This window comes from Streptomyces sp. CWNU-52B (genome assembly GCF_047444975.1).
In the GTDB taxonomy this organism is placed as follows: domain Bacteria; phylum Actinomycetota; class Actinomycetes; order Streptomycetales; family Streptomycetaceae; genus Streptomyces.
In genome coordinates, this window is the sequence record NZ_JBLFJV010000005.1 from 151,206 (window position 1) to 168,612 (window position 17,407).

Annotated in this window: 17 protein-coding genes; 6 read left to right on the plus strand and 11 right to left on the minus strand. The window is 73.2% G+C overall.

What is annotated here, in order from left to right; translation table 11 throughout:
* Nucleotides 1-22: 22 nt before the first annotated feature.
* Genes egtD through egtA form a run of 4 tightly spaced genes read right to left on the minus strand, consistent with a single transcriptional unit; the run spans nucleotide 23 to nucleotide 4,435 of the window.
* On the minus strand, nucleotides 23-985 hold the full coding sequence (egtD, locus tag ACLVWQ_RS03515; protein WP_414106636.1) for an L-histidine N(alpha)-methyltransferase: 963 nt from the start codon (nucleotides 983-985) through the stop codon (nucleotides 23-25).
* Nucleotides 982-1,773 carry an ergothioneine biosynthesis protein EgtC gene (gene egtC / locus ACLVWQ_RS03520; protein ID WP_414106637.1) on the minus strand — a complete coding sequence of 264 codons (792 nt, stop codon included), beginning with the start codon at nucleotides 1,771-1,773 and terminating at the stop codon, nucleotides 982-984. Before egtC ends, egtD begins: the two co-directional genes overlap by 4 nt.
* Entirely contained in the window at nucleotides 1,773-3,119 is a 1,347-nt protein-coding gene (gene egtB, locus ACLVWQ_RS03525) for an ergothioneine biosynthesis protein EgtB (protein ID WP_414106638.1), read from the minus strand. Before egtB ends, egtC begins: the two co-directional genes overlap by 1 nt.
* On the minus strand, nucleotides 3,116-4,435 hold the full coding sequence (gene egtA, locus ACLVWQ_RS03530) for an ergothioneine biosynthesis glutamate--cysteine ligase EgtA (protein WP_414106639.1): 1,320 nt from the start codon (nucleotides 4,433-4,435) through the stop codon (nucleotides 3,116-3,118). The genes egtB and egtA overlap by 4 nt, the downstream gene beginning before the upstream one ends.
* 281 nt (nucleotides 4,436-4,716) lie before the next feature.
* Here egtA and ACLVWQ_RS03535 point away from each other — a divergent pair, with 281 nt between their 5' ends.
* On the plus strand, nucleotides 4,717-5,559 hold the full coding sequence (locus tag ACLVWQ_RS03535; protein ID WP_414106640.1) for a TIGR02452 family protein: 843 nt from the start codon (nucleotides 4,717-4,719) through the stop codon (nucleotides 5,557-5,559).
* On the opposite strand, the gene ACLVWQ_RS03540 is transcribed toward ACLVWQ_RS03535, so the two are convergent.
* The 4 genes from ACLVWQ_RS03540 to ACLVWQ_RS03555 form a co-directional block, all read right to left on the minus strand.
* Nucleotides 5,544-5,990 carry a type II toxin-antitoxin system PemK/MazF family toxin gene (locus tag ACLVWQ_RS03540; protein WP_414106641.1) on the minus strand — a complete coding sequence of 149 codons (447 nt, stop codon included), beginning with the start codon at nucleotides 5,988-5,990 and terminating at the stop codon, nucleotides 5,544-5,546. The genes ACLVWQ_RS03535 and ACLVWQ_RS03540 overlap by 16 nt on opposite strands.
* Nucleotides 5,991-6,159: 169 nt before the next feature.
* The gene (locus ACLVWQ_RS03545; protein ID WP_414106642.1) at nucleotides 6,160-7,650 is read right to left on the minus strand and encodes an SPFH domain-containing protein; all 1,491 of its coding nucleotides are present in this window, start codon (nucleotides 7,648-7,650) and stop codon (nucleotides 6,160-6,162) included.
* 164 nt (nucleotides 7,651-7,814) lie between these two features.
* Nucleotides 7,815-8,033: a hypothetical protein gene (locus tag ACLVWQ_RS03550; RefSeq protein WP_414106643.1), complete on the minus strand. Its 219-nt coding sequence runs from the start codon at nucleotides 8,031-8,033 to the stop codon at nucleotides 7,815-7,817.
* Nucleotides 8,034-8,043: 10 nt separating this feature from the next.
* Complete coding sequence (locus ACLVWQ_RS03555) at nucleotides 8,044-9,447, minus strand: amidase (protein ID WP_414106644.1); 1,404 nt, start codon at nucleotides 9,445-9,447, stop codon at nucleotides 8,044-8,046.
* Between the two features lie 225 nt (nucleotides 9,448-9,672).
* Here ACLVWQ_RS03555 and ACLVWQ_RS03560 point away from each other — a divergent pair, with 225 nt between their 5' ends.
* Nucleotides 9,673-10,554, plus strand: a complete 882-nt coding sequence (locus ACLVWQ_RS03560; protein ID WP_414106645.1) for an LLM class F420-dependent oxidoreductase — start codon at nucleotides 9,673-9,675, stop codon at nucleotides 10,552-10,554.
* 24 nt (nucleotides 10,555-10,578) lie between these two features.
* Here the strand turns inward: ACLVWQ_RS03560 and ACLVWQ_RS03565 are convergent, their stop codons facing one another.
* Both ACLVWQ_RS03565 and ACLVWQ_RS03570 read right to left on the minus strand, forming a co-directional pair.
* Nucleotides 10,579-11,418, minus strand: a complete 840-nt coding sequence (locus ACLVWQ_RS03565; protein WP_414106646.1) for an HAD family hydrolase — start codon at nucleotides 11,416-11,418, stop codon at nucleotides 10,579-10,581.
* A 169-nt stretch (nucleotides 11,419-11,587) separates the two neighbouring features.
* Complete coding sequence (locus tag ACLVWQ_RS03570; RefSeq protein ID WP_414106647.1) at nucleotides 11,588-12,151, minus strand: NAD(P)H-dependent oxidoreductase; 564 nt, start codon at nucleotides 12,149-12,151, stop codon at nucleotides 11,588-11,590.
* A 116-nt stretch (nucleotides 12,152-12,267) separates the two neighbouring features.
* Between ACLVWQ_RS03570 and ACLVWQ_RS03575 the strand changes: the two genes are divergently transcribed.
* The 3 genes from ACLVWQ_RS03575 (at nucleotide 12,268) to ACLVWQ_RS03585 (ending at nucleotide 15,390) form a co-directional block, all read left to right on the plus strand.
* Nucleotides 12,268-12,951, plus strand: coding sequence for a TetR/AcrR family transcriptional regulator (locus tag ACLVWQ_RS03575; RefSeq protein WP_414106648.1), 684 nt, complete (start codon nucleotides 12,268-12,270; stop codon nucleotides 12,949-12,951).
* 100 nt (nucleotides 12,952-13,051) lie between these two features.
* Entirely contained in the window at nucleotides 13,052-14,098 is a 1,047-nt protein-coding gene (locus ACLVWQ_RS03580; RefSeq protein WP_414106649.1) for a LacI family DNA-binding transcriptional regulator, read from the plus strand.
* 56 nt (nucleotides 14,099-14,154) lie between these two features.
* Entirely contained in the window at nucleotides 14,155-15,390 is a 1,236-nt protein-coding gene (locus ACLVWQ_RS03585) for a 4-hydroxybenzoate 3-monooxygenase (protein WP_414106650.1), read from the plus strand.
* Nucleotides 15,391-15,464: 74 nt separating this feature from the next.
* Here ACLVWQ_RS03585 and trxA read toward each other — a convergent pair whose 3' ends face one another.
* Nucleotides 15,465-15,839, minus strand: coding sequence for a thioredoxin (trxA, locus tag ACLVWQ_RS03590; RefSeq protein WP_414106651.1), 375 nt, complete (start codon nucleotides 15,837-15,839; stop codon nucleotides 15,465-15,467).
* Between the two features lie 122 nt (nucleotides 15,840-15,961).
* Here trxA and ACLVWQ_RS03595 point away from each other — a divergent pair, with 122 nt between their 5' ends.
* Nucleotides 15,962-17,398 (plus strand): dihydrolipoyl dehydrogenase family protein, encoded by a 1,437-nt coding sequence (locus tag ACLVWQ_RS03595; protein WP_414106652.1) that lies wholly within the window; start codon nucleotides 15,962-15,964, stop codon nucleotides 17,396-17,398.
* Nucleotides 17,399-17,407: the final 9 nt, after the last annotated feature.

The window sequence follows — 17,407 nt, forward strand, 5'->3', positions numbered from 1 at the left end:
GCACCGCTCAGCTCAGCACCGCTCAGCGAACCGTGCTCAGCGACAGCGCGAACCTCCCCTCGGAGTCCGTCCACCAGTGGGTGAGTTCGAGCCCGGCCGCGGCCAGTTCCGCGCGTACGCCCCCCTCGCGGAACTTCGACGACACCTCCGTCCGCATCTCCTCGCCCTCGGCGAACTCGACGGCGAGGTCGAGCGCGGGAATCTTCACGGTCAGCGCGGAACCGGCGCGCAACCGCATCTCGACCCACTCCCGCTCGGCGTTCCACAGGGCGACATGGGTGAACTCGTCGAGGTCGAAGTCCGCGCCCAGCTCACGGTTGACGACGGTCAGCACGTTCTTGTTGAACGCGGCCGTCACCCCGGCCGCGTCGTCGTAGGCCGGGACGAGGACCGACTCGTCCTTCACCAGGTCCGTGCCGAGGAGCAGCGCGTCACCGGGCGACAGCAGGGACCGTACGGACGCCAGGAACGCCGCACGCTCGGCGGGCAGCAGATTGCCGATCGTGCCGCCCAGGAACGCCACGAGCCGCGGCCCGGGGGTGTCCGGCAGGGCGAGACCGCCGGTGAAGTCGGCGATCAGCGCGTGCACGGCGAGCGAGGGCCGCTCGGCGAGCAGCGCCTCACCGGCCTGGGTGAGCGCGCTCTCGCTCACGTCCACCGGCACATAGGTGTGCAGACCGGCCAGCGCGTCGAGCAGATGCCGGGTCTTCTCGGAGGACCCGGAGCCCAGCTCGACCAGCGTGCGGGCCCCGCTCGCCGCGGCGATCTCGGCGGCCCGGACGGCGAGGATCTCGGCCTCGGCGCGGGTGGGGTAGTACTCGGGCAGTGCGGTGATCTTCTCGAACAGCTCGCTGCCGAGCGCGTCGTAGAACCACTTGGGCGGAAGCGTCTTCGGCGAGCGGGTCAGCCCGTGCAGGACATCGGCGCGCAGCGCGGCCTCCGTCGCGTCCTCGGGCAGGGTGCGGGTGACGCGGAACGGACTCACGTACGGGGCTCCTCGGTCGGTGCGGATGCCGGGTGTTCGTCGACGTCCTTGAGCGGGGTGAGCAGGACGTCCGTGCGGCTCGCGGTGAGCAGGGTGCGGTCCGGCACCTCCTGCCAGCGCGGATCGTCGTCGTACGGCTCGGAGGCGACGACGGTGCGCCGGCCCGGTTCGGTCAGGTGCCAGAGCGTGTCGCCCCAGGCGGTGGCGGCGATCACCTCGCCGTCGGTGAGCAGCAGGTTGAGGCGCGAGCCGGGGGCCGCCGCCGCGACGTCGAGGACCGTGTCGGCGAGGGCCTGCCCCGCCTCGTCGCCGCCGCGCAGCCGGCCGAGGACCAGCGCCCAGAGGAGCGCCGAGTCGCAGCGGGCCTCCATCGACAGCAGGTCCGCGGCCGGCAGCGTACGGGAGAGGGGGGCCAGCGAGCGCGGCCAGCCGGCGACCGCGCCGTTGTGGCTGAACAGCCAGGTGCCCGCGGCGAACGGCGCCGCCGCGGCCTCCCCGTCCGCGCCCGACAAGGTCGCGTCACGCACCGCGGCGAGCAGCGCGCCCGAGCGCACCACCCGCGTCAGGTCGGCGTACGACTGGTCGCCCCAGACGGGCCCGGCACGCCGGTACCGCGCGGGCACCGGGTCCCCCGCGGCGTACCAGCCGACCCCGAAACCGTCGGCGTTGACGGTCCCGTGCCGCTGGCGCCGGGGCGCCCACGACTGCCGGTACAGACTGTGCGCCGGGTCCACGAGGAGCCGCCCGAGCGGCTCCTCGGGACCCAGATATGCCAGGTGTCGGCACATCAGACGCTCTCCGGAGCGGCGTCCCGGGCGGTACGGAAACCGGAGAAGATCTGCCGCCGGACCGGATAGTCCCAGTTGCGGAACGTCCCCCGGCAGGCCACCGCGTCCACCGCGAACGAGCCGCCGCGCAGCACCTTGTGCTCCGGGCCGAAGAACACCTCCGAGTACTCCTTGTAGGGGAAGGCGCCGAAGCCCGGGTAGGGGAGGAGATCGCTGGACGTCCACTCCCACACGTCACCGATCAACTGCCGTACGCCGAGCGGTGACTGCCCGGCCGGATAGCTGCCGGCCGGCGCCGGGCGCAGATGGCGCTGGCCGAGGTTGGCGTGCTCGGGCGTGGGGTCGGCGTCGCCCCACGGGTAGCGCGTCGAGCGGCCCGTCTCCGGGTCGTGCCGGGCGGCCTTCTCCCACTCCGCCTCGGAGGGCAGCCGCCGCCCCGCCCAGCGCGCGTACGCGTCGGCCTCGTACCAGCTGACGTGCAGGACGGGCTCGTCGGGCGGTACGGCCTCGGTGGCGCCGAAACGCCGCCGCAGCCACTGCCCGCCGTCGCGGCGCCAGAACAGCGGCGCCTCGATGGAGTGCGCCCGGACGTGGGACCAGCCCTCCGGTGCCCACCAGCGTTCGTCGGTGTAGCCGCCGTCCGCGATGAACGCCTGGTACGCCTCGTTCGTCACCGGGGTGGTGTCGATGAAGAACGGCGGCACCACGCGCGCGTGCGCCGGCCGTTCGTTGTCCAGCGCCCACAGCTCGGTGGACGTGCCCATCGTGAACGGGCCGCCCGGGACCAGCACTTCGGCCGGACCCGGGAACGCGGGCGCGGGCATCGGGTCCGGAGCCGTCAGGGCCACCGGCCCCCTGCGGAGCTGATGGGTGATCAGCATGGTCTCGTCGTGCTGCTGCTCGTGCTGGGCGACCATGCCGAAGGCGAAGCCGGCCTCGGTCAGCGGGGCGCCGGTGCCCTGGAACGCGGTGCTCTCCAGGACGTCGAGCGCCCGTCCGCGTACCTCGGCGGCGTAACTGCGGGCCTCGGCGGGCGGCAGCAGGGGCAGGGACGGCCGTTCGGCGCGCGGGTGCTCGAACGCGTCGTACAGGCCGTCGATGTCGGGCCGCATCGCGGCGCGGCCCGCGACCGTCCGCAGCAGCCACAGCTCCTCCTGGTTGCCGATGTGCGCGAGGTCCCACACCAGCGGGGACATCAGCGGCGAGTGCTGTGCGGTCAGCTCGGGGTCCTCGACACAGGAGGTGAGCAGTGCCGTGCGCTCGCGGGCCCTGAGCAGCGCCGCCAGCGCACGCTTCCTGAGCGTCTCCGGATCGTCGAGCGAGGTGTCCGTACCGGGGTCGGTCATGAGCGGATGTCCTTTTCGTGCAGCAGGTGTTCCGTGCCGTGGAGCGGACGACCCGAGTCGGCGGCGCGGTCGAGCACGTCGTCGGCCGGGCAGCGGCCCCTGGCCACATAGCGGTCGGTGAACTCCGCGACCGCCCTGATGACCTCGGGACCGGCGCCGAGCCGGGGCAGGGCGTCGGCCGCCGCCGCGAAACAGGTGACGGCCGCCTCCCGCAGCTCCGGGTCGGCCAGGCCCGAATGGGCGGCGGTCGTCCACAGCGCGTTGGTCGGAGCGGGCAGCGAGCCGGTCCGCTCGGCGAGCGGCTTCACCGTCCGGTAGGCGGTCTCGGCGGCCTGCGCGTCGTCGAACAGCGCCGCCGTCACGGCCAGGGGCACGATCCAGCCGTCGTCACCCGGCTGCGCGTCGATCATGCGCAGCTCCAGATGGCCGCGCGGGCGCACCGGCGGGAACAGGGTCGTCTGGTGGTAGTCGAGGTCCTCGCGGCCCGGCGGTGTGCCGGACCGGGTCCAGTCGCGGAAACTCATCCCCTCCGGCACCTCCCAGGGTCCGCTGGGCGCCCGTACGCACATCACCGGTGCGTCCAGGACGTGCCGCGCCCAGGCGGTCCGCGGGTCGACGTCGAGAGGCGGGGCGCTCGAGCGGCCCGGATCCATCGCGGCCCACAGGGACTGCCGGGTGGAGCGCCAGCCCGTGGGCCTGCCCCGGGCCATCGGGGAGTGGGCGAACGCGCCGACCAGCACCGCGCCCAGATGGTGGGCCAGCCACCAGCGCCGCCCGAGACCGAGCGGTCCCGGCTCCTCGTGACCGGCGTCCACACAGACCTGGACGGAGGCGGAGGAACACATCATGGCGCGGCCCTCGGGACCGGTGCGGTCGAGACAGGCCTCCATGGCGTCGTAGCGCGGCTCATGGAGGAACCGGGTGGGTTCGTTCCAGGGGTCCTGGCCGAGGCCGCTGAGGGCCAGACCCGACTCGCGCAGTACCGCGCGTACGGCGTCGAGGTCGGCGGAGACGGAGTCGATGCACTCCATCAGGGAGGCGGCGGGTGCGGAGCTGAGCTCCAGCTGGCCGCCCGGTTCGACGGTGAACGCCGAACTCAGGGGCAGGGCCCGCACTGCGGCGTAGGCCGCGTCGCGCTGTTCAGGTGGTACGGGGAGCCGCGGGGAGCGCGGCTCGTGGACAAGCCATTCGAGTTCCACACCGAGGTAGCGGGGCGGTCCGGTCTTGAAGCAGATGCCGCGGACCAGTGCCTCCACTTCGGCCTCGGTGACGGTGGAGCGCCGTGGCTCCGTACAGTCACTCGCCGAATCGGACATGTCGGGATCCTCCTGAGATCTCATCCATGCCGCCGGTCCGGCTTCGGGTGGGCCGGGCCGACAGTCGCTCGTCCCACCCAAGCTTCTTGTGCCCGTTCGCACAAGGGTGCGTATTTACGCTTTTGAGGCCGGGAAACTCCGTTGCGGCGCAGTACCAGGATCGCTCACCATGCGTTCATGAGCACGACGGGGGAGCACGACGCAGGATGTGACAGAAGTATGACGGGGGCGCCGGGGGAGGTCGCGCGGGACGCGATCATGGCACCTACAGGGGTGGCGCCATGAGCGCCCGGCTGCGCGCGATCGCGCGGCGGACGGAGGAGATCGTCGCGGCGGGTTCGTACCGCGCGTCCGACGGGCGCGCGGTGTCGATCGCCGCGGCGGTGGCCGCCGCCCGGGAGGGCACGCGGATGTACGGGCCGGAGCCGGTGGAGCCACCGGGTGCCGGCGCCGGCACCGCTCCCGTGGACACGTCGTTCGAGGTCACGGGCGAGAGCAGCCTGGAAGCGGCGCGCCGGATGGCGCAGGCCGGACCGGTCGCGGTGCTGAACTTCGCGTCGGCCCGTAACCCGGGCGGGGGATACCTGAACGGCGCACAGGCCCAGGAAGAGGCCCTGTGCCGGGCCTCGGCGCTCTACACGTGCGTGGTGGAGGCCAGGGAGTTCTACGACCACCACCGCACACACCGCGACCCCTTCTACACCGATCGGGTGATCCACTCGCCGGCCGTCCCGGTCTTCCGCGACGACCGGGGAGCGTTCCTCGACGAGCCGTACACCGCCGGATTCCTGACCGCCGCCGCACCCAACGCCGGCGTGATCGCGCGCACGGCGCCGGAGCGCACCCCCGAGCTGCCGCGCGCCCTCGCCTCCCGCGCCGAGCGCGTGCTGGAGACGGCCGCGGCCCACGGCTACCGGCGGCTGGTGCTGGGGGCCTGGGGCTGCGGGGTCTTCCGACACGACCCCGCGCAGGTGGCGAGCGCGTTCCACGGGCTCCTGGCGGACGGCGGCCGGTTCTCGGGCTCGTTCGAGCACGTCGTGTTCGGCGTCCTCGACCGCACCGGGGGAGCGGTGGTCAGGGGTGCCTTCGAGCGGACGTTCAGGGCCGCTCAGCGCCAGCCGTAGCGCTCCCGCAGCCGGTGCACCACGAGGTTGAACCGCATCCGGTCCAGCGCGCACGCCTCCCGGCGCATCCCCTGGTCGTGCAGCCGCAGCACGCGGTCCACGTCCACCCACGAGTCGCGTCCGGACCGGTCCCACGGGCCGCTGCCGATCGGCACCCACTCGCGGTCGCCGTCGTGCCGCTTGCTGGACAACTGCACGGCGAGGAACGTACCGGCGGCCTCCCGGGCGACCACCAGCACCGGGCGGTCCTTGCCCCGCCCGTCGTTCTCCTCATAGGGCACCCAGGTCCAGACGATCTCGCCGGGGTCCGGGTCGCCGTCGTGCGCGGGCGAGTACTCGGTCCGTACCCGTCCCACCTTGAGGGCGTCGGCCTCGGTGGTCGCGTAGGGCCCGTATCGCCCAGGAACATCTTGCTCGGCAGAAGCAGTCACGGCGACACGTTAACCCGCGCCCTTCCCCGGCAAGCGCCCGCACCCCTTCCGACCAGGGGCACGGGCCACCGCCTCCTTCCAGAGGCACGGGTGACCGCCTTCTTCGAGGGGCGCGGGCAACCGCGCGCCCAGCCACAGGCGGCCCGCACCCGACCGCTCACCGTCCGTCCTACGACTCCCCGTCCACCGGCACCCGCCGCGAAGCAGCCCCTGGCGCGCCGACCCCGTTCACCGCCGAACCGTCCGTACCCGCCTGCCCGTTCGTGTTCATGGACGCGAGCAACTGCCGGGCCAGCCCGAGCCCCGTCCCACCCATCGTGAGCGCCTTGGCGAACATGTCGGACATCCCCTCGGCACCGTTCAGCAGCACCATGTGCTCCACGTTCCCGAACGCCCCCGCCCCGGCCTTGACGATCTCCGGCCAGTTCTCGGCGAGTTGCTGTGCGACCACGGCCTCCTGGTTCTCGGCCAGCGCGGCCGCCCGCGCCGCGATGGCCTCCGCCTCCGCGAGCCCCTTCGCCCGCGTCGACTCCGCGACGGCGAGCCCCCTGGCCTGCTGGGCGGCGGCCTCCGCCTCACCCGTGGCCCGGGTCGCGGTCGCCGTGGCCGCGCCCCGCGCCTTCGTCGCCTCGGCCTCCGCCCCCGCGGCCGTCGTGACCCGGGTCGCCTCGGCCGCCGCCGCCAGCTCCGTCTCCCTCGCCTTGGCCTGCGCGGCGGAGATCCGGACATCGCGCTCCGCCTCGGCCAGCGTGCGCTTCTCGTACGCCTTCGCGTCCGCGGGCTTGCGGACGTCCGCCTGGAGCTGCTGCTCACGCCGGTGCGCCTCCAGTTCGGAGACCCGCGTCTCCTGGACCACGACCTCCTGGCGGGCCTGCGCGTCGGCGAGCGGCCCGGCCTGCCGTGACGTGGCGGCGGCGTTGTCGCGCTCCGCCTGATAGCCGGCCTGGAGGATCTCGCTGTCCCGGGTCGCCTCCGCCATCCGCGCGGAGGCCTGCTGCTCGGCCTCGGTGGCCCGCCGGTTGGCCTCGGCCTGCGCGATCCGGGCGTCCCGCTGGACGGCCGCCGCGTGCGGCATGGCCAGGTTCTTGATGTAGCCCGTCGGATCCTCGATCTCGTGGATCTGCAGCGAGTCGACGATCAGACCCAGCTTCTCCATCTCCGTACCGCACGCGGCCCGGGTCTGCCCGGTGAGCTTCTCGCGGTCGCGGATCATGTCCTCGACGGTCAGCCCGCCGACGATGGACCGCAGATGACCGGCGAACACGTTGTGCACGCGCTCCGCCATCAGCTTCTGCTGGTCGAGGAAGCGGCGGCCCGCGTTGGCGATCGACACGAAGTCGTCGCCCACCTTGAAGATGACCACGCCCCGCACCTTGAGCGGAATGCCCTGATGGGTCACGCAGTCCACGGACAGCTCGGTCTCGTTGAGGTCGAGCGAGAGTTTGCGCACCGCCTGGACACCCGGCATCACGAGCGTGCCGCGCCCTGTGACGATCCGGAACCCCATGCCTTCCTCAAGGCCCTCGGTGCGGTGTTTCGAACCGGAGATGATCAGAGCTTCGTTGGGCTCAGCGACCCGCCACATGAGCTTGAAGACCACCACGACGAAAATGAGCGCGAGGACCGCTGCCCCCGCCACGACGCCGACGACCATCGGCATTCGCCCCCTGTCGGATGGTGCCCTCTCGGCACCGAACGAAGGGAGTGTGCGCCCGAGCGGACCCGTGGGGACAGAGTCCGACGCGTCCTTGGGACATCCTTGATACGCACGACACGCTCACCTGACACAGCCGTCCCTGACGTGGTCCGTGAGGGGCAGCGGGGTCAACTGTCGTACGCGGGCGACACGTACACCGTCCGGGGCGGCAGGTACTCCACCACCATCACCACCGTGCCCGACTCGATACGGTCCTTCGGGGCGGCGGGGTACGCGAGGAAGTGCTCGGCGCCGCCACGGACCCGGACGATCACCTCGCCGACGAGCCCGGGTCCCACCGTGCCGGTGACCCGCCCCATGAGCCCCACCATCGACGCGTCGTCCATGGCCCCAAGCCTACGGCCCGGCGGCCGGCCACCGTTCGTACCACCGCTGGTCCGCCTCCAGCCGAGCGGCGAGCGAGACGAGGAGCGGCTCGCTGTGCGCGGGGCCGAGGAGTTGCGCGCCCACGGGCAGCGAGCCCTCGACGAACCCGGCGGGCACGTTCACCCCGGGCCAGCCCAGCACGTTCCACGGCCAGGCGTACGGACAGGCGGCGATCATGGCCCGGTCGGTGCCGAAGCCGCTCAGCGGGTGCAGGGCACCGATCAGCGGTGGCGGGGCGGCCGTCGTCGGCGCCAGGACCACGTCGTACGTCCCGAAGAACGCGCCGATCCGCCGGTGCAGCCGTGCCTCGGCGTGCCGGGCCGCCCGCAGCGGGGCACCGCCCAGCAGCCGCCCCAGCCGGGCCGCCGCACGGGTGCGCCGGTCCAGCAGACCGGGGTCCGGCACCTCCCGTACCCGCTCGGCGATACCGGCGGTGGCACGGGGAACGAAGGCCAGTCCGATCTGCCCGTACGGCGGGTCGGCCTCCTCGACCTCGTGCCCGAGCGCGGCCAGCCGCTCCGCGAGGGCGACGACCCGGGCCCGTACGTCGGGGCGCAGCCGCGCGGGCAGCGCCGTGAACGGAGGCTTCAGCGAGAGCGCGATCCGCAGCCGCCCCGGCTCCCGGCCCACCGCGTCCGACACGCACAGCGCGGGCGGTCGGTGCAGATCGCCCGCGTGGCCGCCGCTCGCCGCGTCCAGGAGCAGCGCGGCGTCCGCGACCGTACGGGCCAGCGTGCCGTTGAGCGTGATGCCCTGGAAGGACTCCGGGCGCGGCCAGGTCGAGATCCGGCCGCGCTGCGGCTTGATGCCGATCAGATGGGTCCAGGACGCCGGTATGCGCACCGAGCCCGCCCCGTCCGAGCCGAGCGCGGCGGGGACCAGGCCCGCCGCGACGGCCGCCGCGGAACCGCCGGACGAGCCGCCCGGGGTGTGCCCGGTGTGCCACGGGTTGCGGGTCTCGCCGAAGGCCGGGCCCTCGGTGAAGGGCCACTGTCCCAGCTCGCAGGTGTTGGTCTTGCCGACGATCACGGCGCCGGCCGCCCGCAGCCGGCGCACCGCCTCGCCGTCCTGGGCCGCCGGCGGGAACTCGCCGCGGCAGCCGAAGGCCGTGGGCTCGCCCGCCACGTCCGTGTCGTCCTTGACCGCCACCGGCACCCCGAGCAGCGGCCGGTGTCCGCCTGCCGCCCGCTCCGCGTCCGCGGCGTCGGCCTCGGCGAGCGCCGCCTCGGCGCGCACCAGCCGGAAGGCGTTCAGGGTGCCCTGGGTGGCCTCGATCCGGGCGAGGGCCTCCTCGACGAGCGTCCGCGAGGACACCGTGCCCTCGGCCAGGGCGCGGGCGTGCTCCACGAGCCCTGCGGCACGGTCGGATGTCATGCGGGCCACCTCCGGAAGCACGATGTCTACCGCACGGTAACCTCCGGATGGCCCATGCCGTGGCCGATGCGGCAAGGGAGGATCAACCTCCGTCACGGGAAAGGCGGTTGGCTCCTCGCGCGGGTCGGCGCGGTGTGCGGGGGCTTGCCTTCGAGTGCTCTCCAAGTTCTACCGTCACGGGAGTCGGCGACGGTTCGACGGTGATCACAGGCGACGGAGACGGACATGCGGGTCGGCGTACACATCAACCGGTTCAACCACCCCGGCGGCGCGGCGGCGCTCGGCCCGGAACTGGCCGCGGCGGGTGCCGCCGCCGAAGCCGCGGGTGTGAGCTGGATGTCGGTCATGGACCACTACTTCCAGATGGAGGGCAACGGCGGCGCCGAGGACGCCATGCTGGAGGCCTACACGACCCTCGGCTTCCTCGCGGCCCACACCTCCACCGTCGAGCTCGGAGCGCTGGTGACCGGGGTGACCTACCGCCACCCCGGGCTGCTAGCCAAAATCGCCACCACGCTCGACGTGCTGTCCGGCGGCCGGGGCACGCTGGGGATCGGGGCGGCCTGGTACGACCGTGAGCACGAGGGGCTCGGCGTGCCGTTCCCGGCGCTCGCGGAGCGCTTCGAACGGCTGGAGGAGACGCTGCGGATCTGTCTGCAGATGTGGGACCCACAGGCGAACGGGCCCTTCGAGGGCACGTACTACCGGCTCGCCGAGACCCTCTGCGTACCGGCTCCGGTGAGCGTCCCGCGCCCGCGGATCATGATCGGCGGCAGCGGCGAGAAGAAGACGCTGCGGCTGGTGGCCCGGTACGCGGACGCCTGCAACCTGTTCGCCTCGTCCCCGGCGGAGGTCGGCCACAAGCTGGACGTCCTGCGCGGGCACTGCGACGCCGAGGGCCGTGAGTACGCCGACATCCGCAAGACGATGATCCACTCGGGCGACCCCCGGAGCGCGGCCGAACTCGACGCGTTCACCCGGGACATGGCGGAGTACGCGAAGCTCGGCATCGAGACCGTGATCCTCGCCCCGCGTGTGGACGAGCCCGCCGAGTGGATCGAGCGCGGTGTCGCCCCGGTGGTCGAGCGGCTCGCCGGACTCGGCTGAGCCAGGCGCGGTTCTCGACGGGGGCTACGTGGCCCGGTGGCGCGTCAGCCGGACGAACCGCTCCAGCATCACGGCCACGCCGTCCTCGTCGTTCGACCCGGTGTGGAACCGGGCCGCCCGCTTGACCTCCGGATCCGCGTTGGCCATGGCGTAGGAGCGGCCCACCGCCCCGAGCATGGGCAGGTCGTTGGGCATGTCGCCGAACGCGGCGATGTCCTCGGGGCCCAGGCCGAGTTCGGCGCTCCACGCGGTGAGCGCGCTGGCCTTGGTGACGCCCGGCGCGCTGAACTCGACCAGCGCGAGCCCCGTGGAGTGCGTGGTCTCCGCGTCGGCGCCCGCGGCGAGGTGCGCCCGCTCGTGGAAGTCGCGCAGCGACAGCGTCGGGTGATGGGCGAGGACCTTGAAGACGGGCCGGCCGACGGTCCGCGTGAGCAACTCCTCCGCGCCGCCGATCAGTTCGACCGCCGACTCCCCGTACGACCAGGCGGGGTACGCCTGTTCGTGGCCGAAGTCCTGCTCGTACTCGAAGGCGAAGGACACCCCGGGCACCGCGGCGCGGACCCGTGCCACGAGCGCGGTGAGCGGGTCCTTCGAGAACGGTGACAGCCGTACGGCCGTGCCGTCGGGCGCGTACACGGCGGCGCCGTTGGCGGTGATCGCGAAGTGACGCCCGATGTCGGAGTACAGGACGGGCAGGCTCCGCGGCGGGCGCCCGGTGACCAGCGCGAGCCGGATGCCCGCCGCTTCGGCCGCCGCGAGCGCGGCCGCCGTCCGTGCGGACACGGACCCGTCGCTGCGCAGCAGCGTCCCGTCCAGGTCGGTGGCCACGAGCTTCGGCGCGGTGGCGGGGGCGGACGTCGGCATGGCGGACCGGCACCTTTCGGAGGGTCGGAGGGGTCCGGTGGCGGCGGTACGGCGCCCACCGGGCGGGGTGCCCTGACCGGCCGCAGGGGGCCGGAGCGCTCGGCTCCGGCCCCCTGCCGGTCACCTGCGACGTTGGTACGGGTCGCAGGACGTGAGGAACGTGGCGTGGTCAGGCGGCGACGGGCGCGGTGACCTGGCCGCGCAGCTGCTCGATGACCTCGGTGAGCTGAGCGGTGACCTCGGCGTCGTCGGAGGGGTGCGTCTCGGCGAAGCGGACGACCGAGCCGGGAATGGAGAGCTTGACGTCCTCGAGGACCTTGGCGCCGGCGATGCCCGCGGCCTTACGGGTCTCGTCCTGCGCCCAGACTCCGCCGAACTGGCCGTAGGCGGTGCCGATCACGGCGAGGGGCTTGGCGCTGATGGAGCTGGCGCCGAAGGGCCGGGACAGCCAGTCGATGGCGTTCTTCAGGACGGCCGGGATGGTGCCGTTGTACTCGGGGGAGACGAGCAGCAGGGCGTCGGCGCGGCCCGCGGCCTCACGCAGCAGGGTGGCGGCGGCCGGTACGTCGCCCTCCACGTCGATGTCCTCGTTGTAGAAGGGGATGTCGGCCAGGCCCTCGAACAGCTCGATCTCCGCGCCCTCGGGGGCGAGCTTGACGGCGGCCTCGGCGAGCTGGCGGTTGTGAGAGCCGGCGCGAAGGCTGCCGACGAGCGCGAGGATGCGAACAGACATGGAGAACTCCAATGGGGGTGAAACATTGCCGTTACGATCCGGACCAAGGTCCGTTTACGTTGTATCAGTCAAACGGACCAGGGTCCAGTTTTCTTCCCTGGCGTTACGCTGTCTTCATGTCCGCCTCCCTGCCGCCCTTTCCGAAGCACCTGGAGCCGACCGACGAGCCCGTCCTCCTGGAGCTGACCTCCGGGGCGGACGAGCCCTGCCTGCGCGCCGACGCCGCGCGCAACCGGGCCCGGCTCCTCGAAGCGGCCACCGTCCTGGTCGAGAAGCACGGCGCGGCCGGCGTCACGATGGAGGCGGTGGCCGCGGCGGCCTCGGTCGGCAAGGGAACCGTCTTCCGCCGCTTCGGCGACCGCACCGGGCTGCTGATGGCACTGCTCGACCACTCCGCCAAGCAGCTCCAGGCCGCCCTCCTCAGCGGCCCGCCGCCGCTGGGCCCCGGCGCGCCGCCCGTCGAGCGGCTGGAAGCGTTCGGGCATGCCGTCCTGCGCCAGGCGGTCGACCACCTGGAGCTGCAACTGGCGGCCCAGCCGGAACCGGCCCGCCGTTTCTCGTTCCCGCCCCAGCGCCTGCTCACCAGCCACGCCACCCTGCTGCTGCGGCAGGCGGCACCGGACGCCGACGGTGTCCTCCTCGCCCAGACGCTGATGGGCTACCTCGACCCCGCGCTGATCCACTACCTGACCAAGGAGTGCGGCATGCCGCTGGAGCGCCTCGAAGCGGGCTGGACCGACCTGGTCGCCCGCCTGACCCGTACGGAGCCGCCCCGGACGGGTGCGGAACTGCCCCGGTAGGAAGGCGACTTGGGCCGCGCGGCGCCCCGGGTCCCGCGGAGCCGCAGGTCCGGCGCGCGCGGCGCCCCCGGCCCCGGGTCCGTGCGCGGCTTCTGCGAAGATGCCGTACGTCATGGTGCAGATACAGAAAACATCCGCCCCTGCGTCGCCCGTGCAGCCCTCCGTGCCGACGAGTGCCGATGTGGCCCGTCTTGCGGGTGTGTCACGCGCGACCGTCTCCTACGTCCTCAACAACACCAGTGCCGTCCGGATCAGCGAGCCCACCCGCCGCCGGGTCCACGCGGCGGCCGAGGAACTCGGCTATGTGCCGCACGCCGCGGCCCGCAGCCTGCGCGCCGGGCACAGCCGCATGGTCCTGATGCCCGCCCCTGACGTGCCCGTGGGCCCGCTCTACAGCCAGTTCTTCAACGAACTCCAGTGGGCGCTCAGCCGTCTGGAGTACACCGTCGTGCAGTACGGCGGCCTCGGCCTCCAGGGCGACGAGGCGGCCCGCGCCTGGGCCGAACTGCGCCCGGTCGCCGTACTGGTGCCCGGCGACGGCCTCGGTGCGCGGGGCGTGTCCGTGCTCAAGCGCTCCGGCGCGCGAGCCGTCGTCACCCTCGGCCCCGAACGGGTCGAGGGCGCGCACGCGCTGCTCCTGGACCACCACGGGGTCGGCCGGAGCGCCGGCGAGCACCTGCTGGCCCGGGGCTATCGCCGGGTCGGTGTCCTGGTGCCCGAGGATCCCGGCCTGGAGGTGTTCTCCCGACCCCGGCTCGACGGCGTACGGCAGGCCCTGGCCGGCACGGACGCCACGGTGACCGAGGTGCCGCTCGCCTACGACGAGAAGGCCGCGGCCGACCTCGCGGGGCGCTGGCGCTCCCTCGGCCTGGACTCCGTGTTCGCGTACAACGACGAGTTCGCGATGCTGCTGATGCGCGCACTGCAGGACGAGGGCGTGGGTATACCGCAGGAGACGGCTGTCGTCGGCGCCGACGACCTGATGCTCGGCCGACTGCTGCGGCCCCGGCTGAGCACGGTCCATATCGAGCTCCCGTCGGGGCGGGAACTCGCCGCGCTGGTCGACCGCGCGGTGCGCGAGCCCTTCGGGCAGCCCGAGGTGTACGAAGTACTGGGAGCGAAGGTCGTGCACCGGGAATCGACCTGAGCGTCGCCGGGTGCCGGGACCCGGGTGGCGGGACCCGAACGTCAGGGAGGCGTGTCATGCGGACCACGGTCGGCATCGTCGGCGGGGGCCCGGCCGGGCTCCTGCTGGCCCGCTCACTGCACCGGACGGGGATCGACTGCGTCGTCCTGGAGAGCAGGACCCGCGCGTACGTCGAGCAGCGGCAGCGAGCCGGAATGCTGGAGCAGGGCACGGTGGACGCCCTGCGCGAGTGCGGCGCCGCCGACCGGCTGACGGCCGAGGGGCTGGTCCACCACGGCATCGAACTGCGCTTCGACCGCGAGCGGCACCGCGTCGACTTCCCCGTGCTCACCGGCGGCCGTACGGTCACCGTCTACGCCCAGACGGAGATCGTGAAGGACCTCGTCGCGCTCCAACTCGCCGACGGGCCGCCCCTGTTCTTCGAGGCGAAGGCGCTCGCCGTCGAGAACGCCGCCGAGGAGGCGGGGCGCGGCGCACCCCTCGTACGCTTCGTGCACGAGGGCCGTGAGCAGACGCTGACCTGTGACTACGTGGTCGGCTGCGACGGCTTCCACGGCGTGGCCCGCGATGCCTTCCCGGCCGCCGTCAGTCGCACGTACGCCCACGAGTACCCGTACTCCTGGCTCGGGATCCTGGCCGATGTGCCGCCCTCCTGCGAGGAGCTGATCTACGCGCGCGGTCCGGGAGGCTTCGCGCTGCACAGCATGCGCTCGACCTCCGTGTCACGGCTGTACCTGCAGGTCCCGAACGGCACGAGGGCCGAGGACTGGCCCGACACCCGTATCTGGGACGAACTCGACGCGCGCTTCGCGATCGACGGCGACTGGCGGCTGGAGCGCGGCCCGATCACGGCCAAGTCCGTCACCCCGATGCGCAGCCACGTCCATGAGCCGATGCGCCACGGCCGGCTGTTCCTCGCCGGGGACGCCGCGCACATCGTGCCGCCGACGGGCGCCAAGGGGCTGAACCTCGCGGTGTCCGACGTCCGGGTACTGGCCCGCGGCTTCGCCGAACTGCACCGCTCCGGTTCGACGCGGCTGCTCGACGCGTACTCGCAGGTGTGCCTCGACCGGATCTGGCAGGCGACGCGCTTCTCCTACGAGATGACCACGATGCTCCACACCCGACCGGACGCGTCACCGCACGGGGAGACCTTCGAGGACCGGATCCAGCTGGCCCGGCTGCGCCGGATCACCGAGTCCCGTGCCGCGGCCGCCGAACTGGCCGCCAACTACACGGGACTCCCGCTCGCCGCCGCGGTCGACGACCCGGGCCGAAGCGGCGGCCACTGACCGGCCCGTAGAACCGACGAGCCGGGGGACACCCCTTCCGGGGCACCCCGGTCATCGCTCGTACCGCTCCGGGACTACTCGGCCTTCGCCTGCTCCTCGGCGACGGACTTGCGGACCTCGTCCATGTCGAGCTCCCGGGCCTGGCCGATGACGTCCACCAGCGCGGACTCGGGCAGCGCACCCGGCTGGGCGAAGATCGCCACCTGGTCACGGATGATCATCAGCGTCGGGATCGACTGGATGTTGAAGGCCGCGGCCAGCTCCGGCTGCGCCTCCGTGTCGACCTTGGCGAACACCAGGTCGGAATTGGCCTCCGCCGCCTTCTCGTAGACCGGGGCGAACTGCCGGCACGGGCCGCACCAGGACGCCCAGAAGTCGATCAGGACGAATTCGTTGTCCGTGACCGTCTGGTCGAAGTTCTCCTTGGTGAGCTCCACGGTGCTGCTCATGGCGTTGATTCCCACTTCCTGGGGTCGGTGCGTGGCCGTTGTGCACAACGGCGCCGTCCGGCGCCGTATTCCGCGCACGTACCCGTGTGGCCACGACCCACACCAACGACCAGACTGACCCCATGACGGATACGGAGACCAATGTGTACGACGTGGTGGTGCTGGGCGCCGGGCCCGTGGGCGAGAACGTCGCGGACCGCGCCCGCGCGGCGGGCCTGTCCGCCGCGATCGTGGAGAGCGAGCTCGTCGGCGGCGAGTGCTCGTACTGGGCCTGCATGCCGAGCAAGGCCCTGCTGCGCCCGGTGATCGCCCGTGCGGACGCACGCAGGGTGCCCGGTCTGCGCCAGGCCGTGCAGGGCCCCCTCGACGCGGCCGCGGTCCTGGCCCACCGGGACGAGTACACCTCGCACTGGAAGGACGCCGGCCAGGTCCAGTGGCTGGAGGGCGTCGGGGTCGACCTCTTCCGTGGACACGGCAGGCTCGACGGGACACGCCGGGTCACGGTCGAGGGCCCCGACGGGGAGCGGCACGTGCTGACCGCCCGGCACGCCGTGGCCGTCAGCACCGGGACCCGCGCCGTGCTGCCCGACCTGCCGGGGATCGCCGAGGTCAAGCCCTGGACCAGCCGCGAGGCCACCAGCGCGCAGGCCGTGCCGGGCCGCCTCGTGGTGGTCGGCGGCGGGGTCGTGGGCGTGGAGATGGCCACCGCCTGGCAGGCCCTCGGCTCCCAGGTCACCCTTCTGGTGCGCGGCAAGGGACTGCTGCCCCGGATGGAGCCCTTCGCCGGGGAACTGGTCGCCGAGGCGCTCACGGAGGCGGGCGCCGACGTGCGGACGGGTGCCTCGGTCGCGTCGGTGACCCGGGAGGGCACGACGGTCGTCGTCACGACCTCCACGGGGGAGCGCATCGAGGCCGACGAGATCCTCTTCGCCACCGGCCGCGCCCCGCGCACCGACGACCTCGGGCTGGAGACGGTCGGCCTCACGTCCGGTTCCTGGCTGGAGGTCGACGACAGCTGCCGGGTCACGGGCAGCGACTGGCTCTACGCGGTCGGCGACGTCAACCACCGCGCCCTGCTCACCCACCAGGGCAAGTACCAGGCCCGGATCGCGGGCGCCGCCATCGCCGCCCGCGCCGCCGGTGTCCCGCTCCTGGAGACCGACCCCTGGGGCGCCCACGCCGCGACCGCCGACCACGCCGCCGTCCCCCAGGTCGTCTTCACCGACCCGGAGGCCGCCTCCGTGGGCCTGTCCCTCGCCGAGGCCGAACAGGCCGGCCACCGCGTCAGGGCGGTCGACGTCGACCTGGCCTCGGTCGCGGGCGCCGGCCTGTACGCCGACGGCTACCGCGGCCGGGCCCGGATGATCGTCGACCTGGACACCGAGACCCTGCGCGGCGTCACGTTCGTCGGCCCCGGCGTCGGCGAACTGATCCACTCGGCCACGATCGCGGTCGCGGGCGAGGTCCCGGTGAGCCGGCTGTGGCACGCGGTCCCGTCCTACCCGACGGTGAGCGAGGTGTGGCTGAGGCTGCTGGAGGCGTACCGCGACGGGAAGTAGCGGCGCGAC

Excerpts from the sequence above, each read along its gene's own strand:
- egtC (WP_414106637.1), bottom strand. The coding sequence starts at position 1,773 with ATGTGCCGACACCTGGCATATCTGGGTCCCGAGGAGCCGCTCGGGCGG.
- ACLVWQ_RS03565 (WP_414106646.1), bottom strand. The coding sequence starts at position 11,418 with ATGCCGACGTCCGCCCCCGCCACCGCGCCGAAGCTCGTGGCCACCGAC.
- ACLVWQ_RS03570 (WP_414106647.1), bottom strand. The coding sequence starts at position 12,151 with ATGTCTGTTCGCATCCTCGCGCTCGTCGGCAGCCTTCGCGCCGGCTCT.
- ACLVWQ_RS03555 (WP_414106644.1), bottom strand. The coding sequence starts at position 9,447 with ATGACATCCGACCGTGCCGCAGGGCTCGTGGAGCACGCCCGCGCCCTG.
- ACLVWQ_RS03585 (WP_414106650.1), top strand. The coding sequence starts at position 14,155 with ATGCGGACCACGGTCGGCATCGTCGGCGGGGGCCCGGCCGGGCTCCTG.
- ACLVWQ_RS03560 (WP_414106645.1), top strand. The coding sequence starts at position 9,673 with ATGCGGGTCGGCGTACACATCAACCGGTTCAACCACCCCGGCGGCGCG.
- egtB (WP_414106638.1), bottom strand. The coding sequence starts at position 3,119 with ATGACCGACCCCGGTACGGACACCTCGCTCGACGATCCGGAGACGCTC.
- trxA (WP_414106651.1), bottom strand. The coding sequence starts at position 15,839 with ATGAGCAGCACCGTGGAGCTCACCAAGGAGAACTTCGACCAGACGGTC.
- ACLVWQ_RS03535 (WP_414106640.1), top strand. The coding sequence starts at position 4,717 with ATGAGCGCCCGGCTGCGCGCGATCGCGCGGCGGACGGAGGAGATCGTC.
- ACLVWQ_RS03550 (WP_414106643.1), bottom strand. The coding sequence starts at position 8,033 with ATGGACGACGCGTCGATGGTGGGGCTCATGGGGCGGGTCACCGGCACG.
- ACLVWQ_RS03595 (WP_414106652.1), top strand. The coding sequence starts at position 15,962 with ATGACGGATACGGAGACCAATGTGTACGACGTGGTGGTGCTGGGCGCC.
- ACLVWQ_RS03580 (WP_414106649.1), top strand. The coding sequence starts at position 13,052 with ATGCCGTACGTCATGGTGCAGATACAGAAAACATCCGCCCCTGCGTCG.
- ACLVWQ_RS03575 (WP_414106648.1), top strand. The coding sequence starts at position 12,268 with ATGTCCGCCTCCCTGCCGCCCTTTCCGAAGCACCTGGAGCCGACCGAC.
- ACLVWQ_RS03545 (WP_414106642.1), bottom strand. The coding sequence starts at position 7,650 with ATGCCGATGGTCGTCGGCGTCGTGGCGGGGGCAGCGGTCCTCGCGCTC.
- egtA (WP_414106639.1), bottom strand. The coding sequence starts at position 4,435 with ATGTCCGATTCGGCGAGTGACTGTACGGAGCCACGGCGCTCCACCGTC.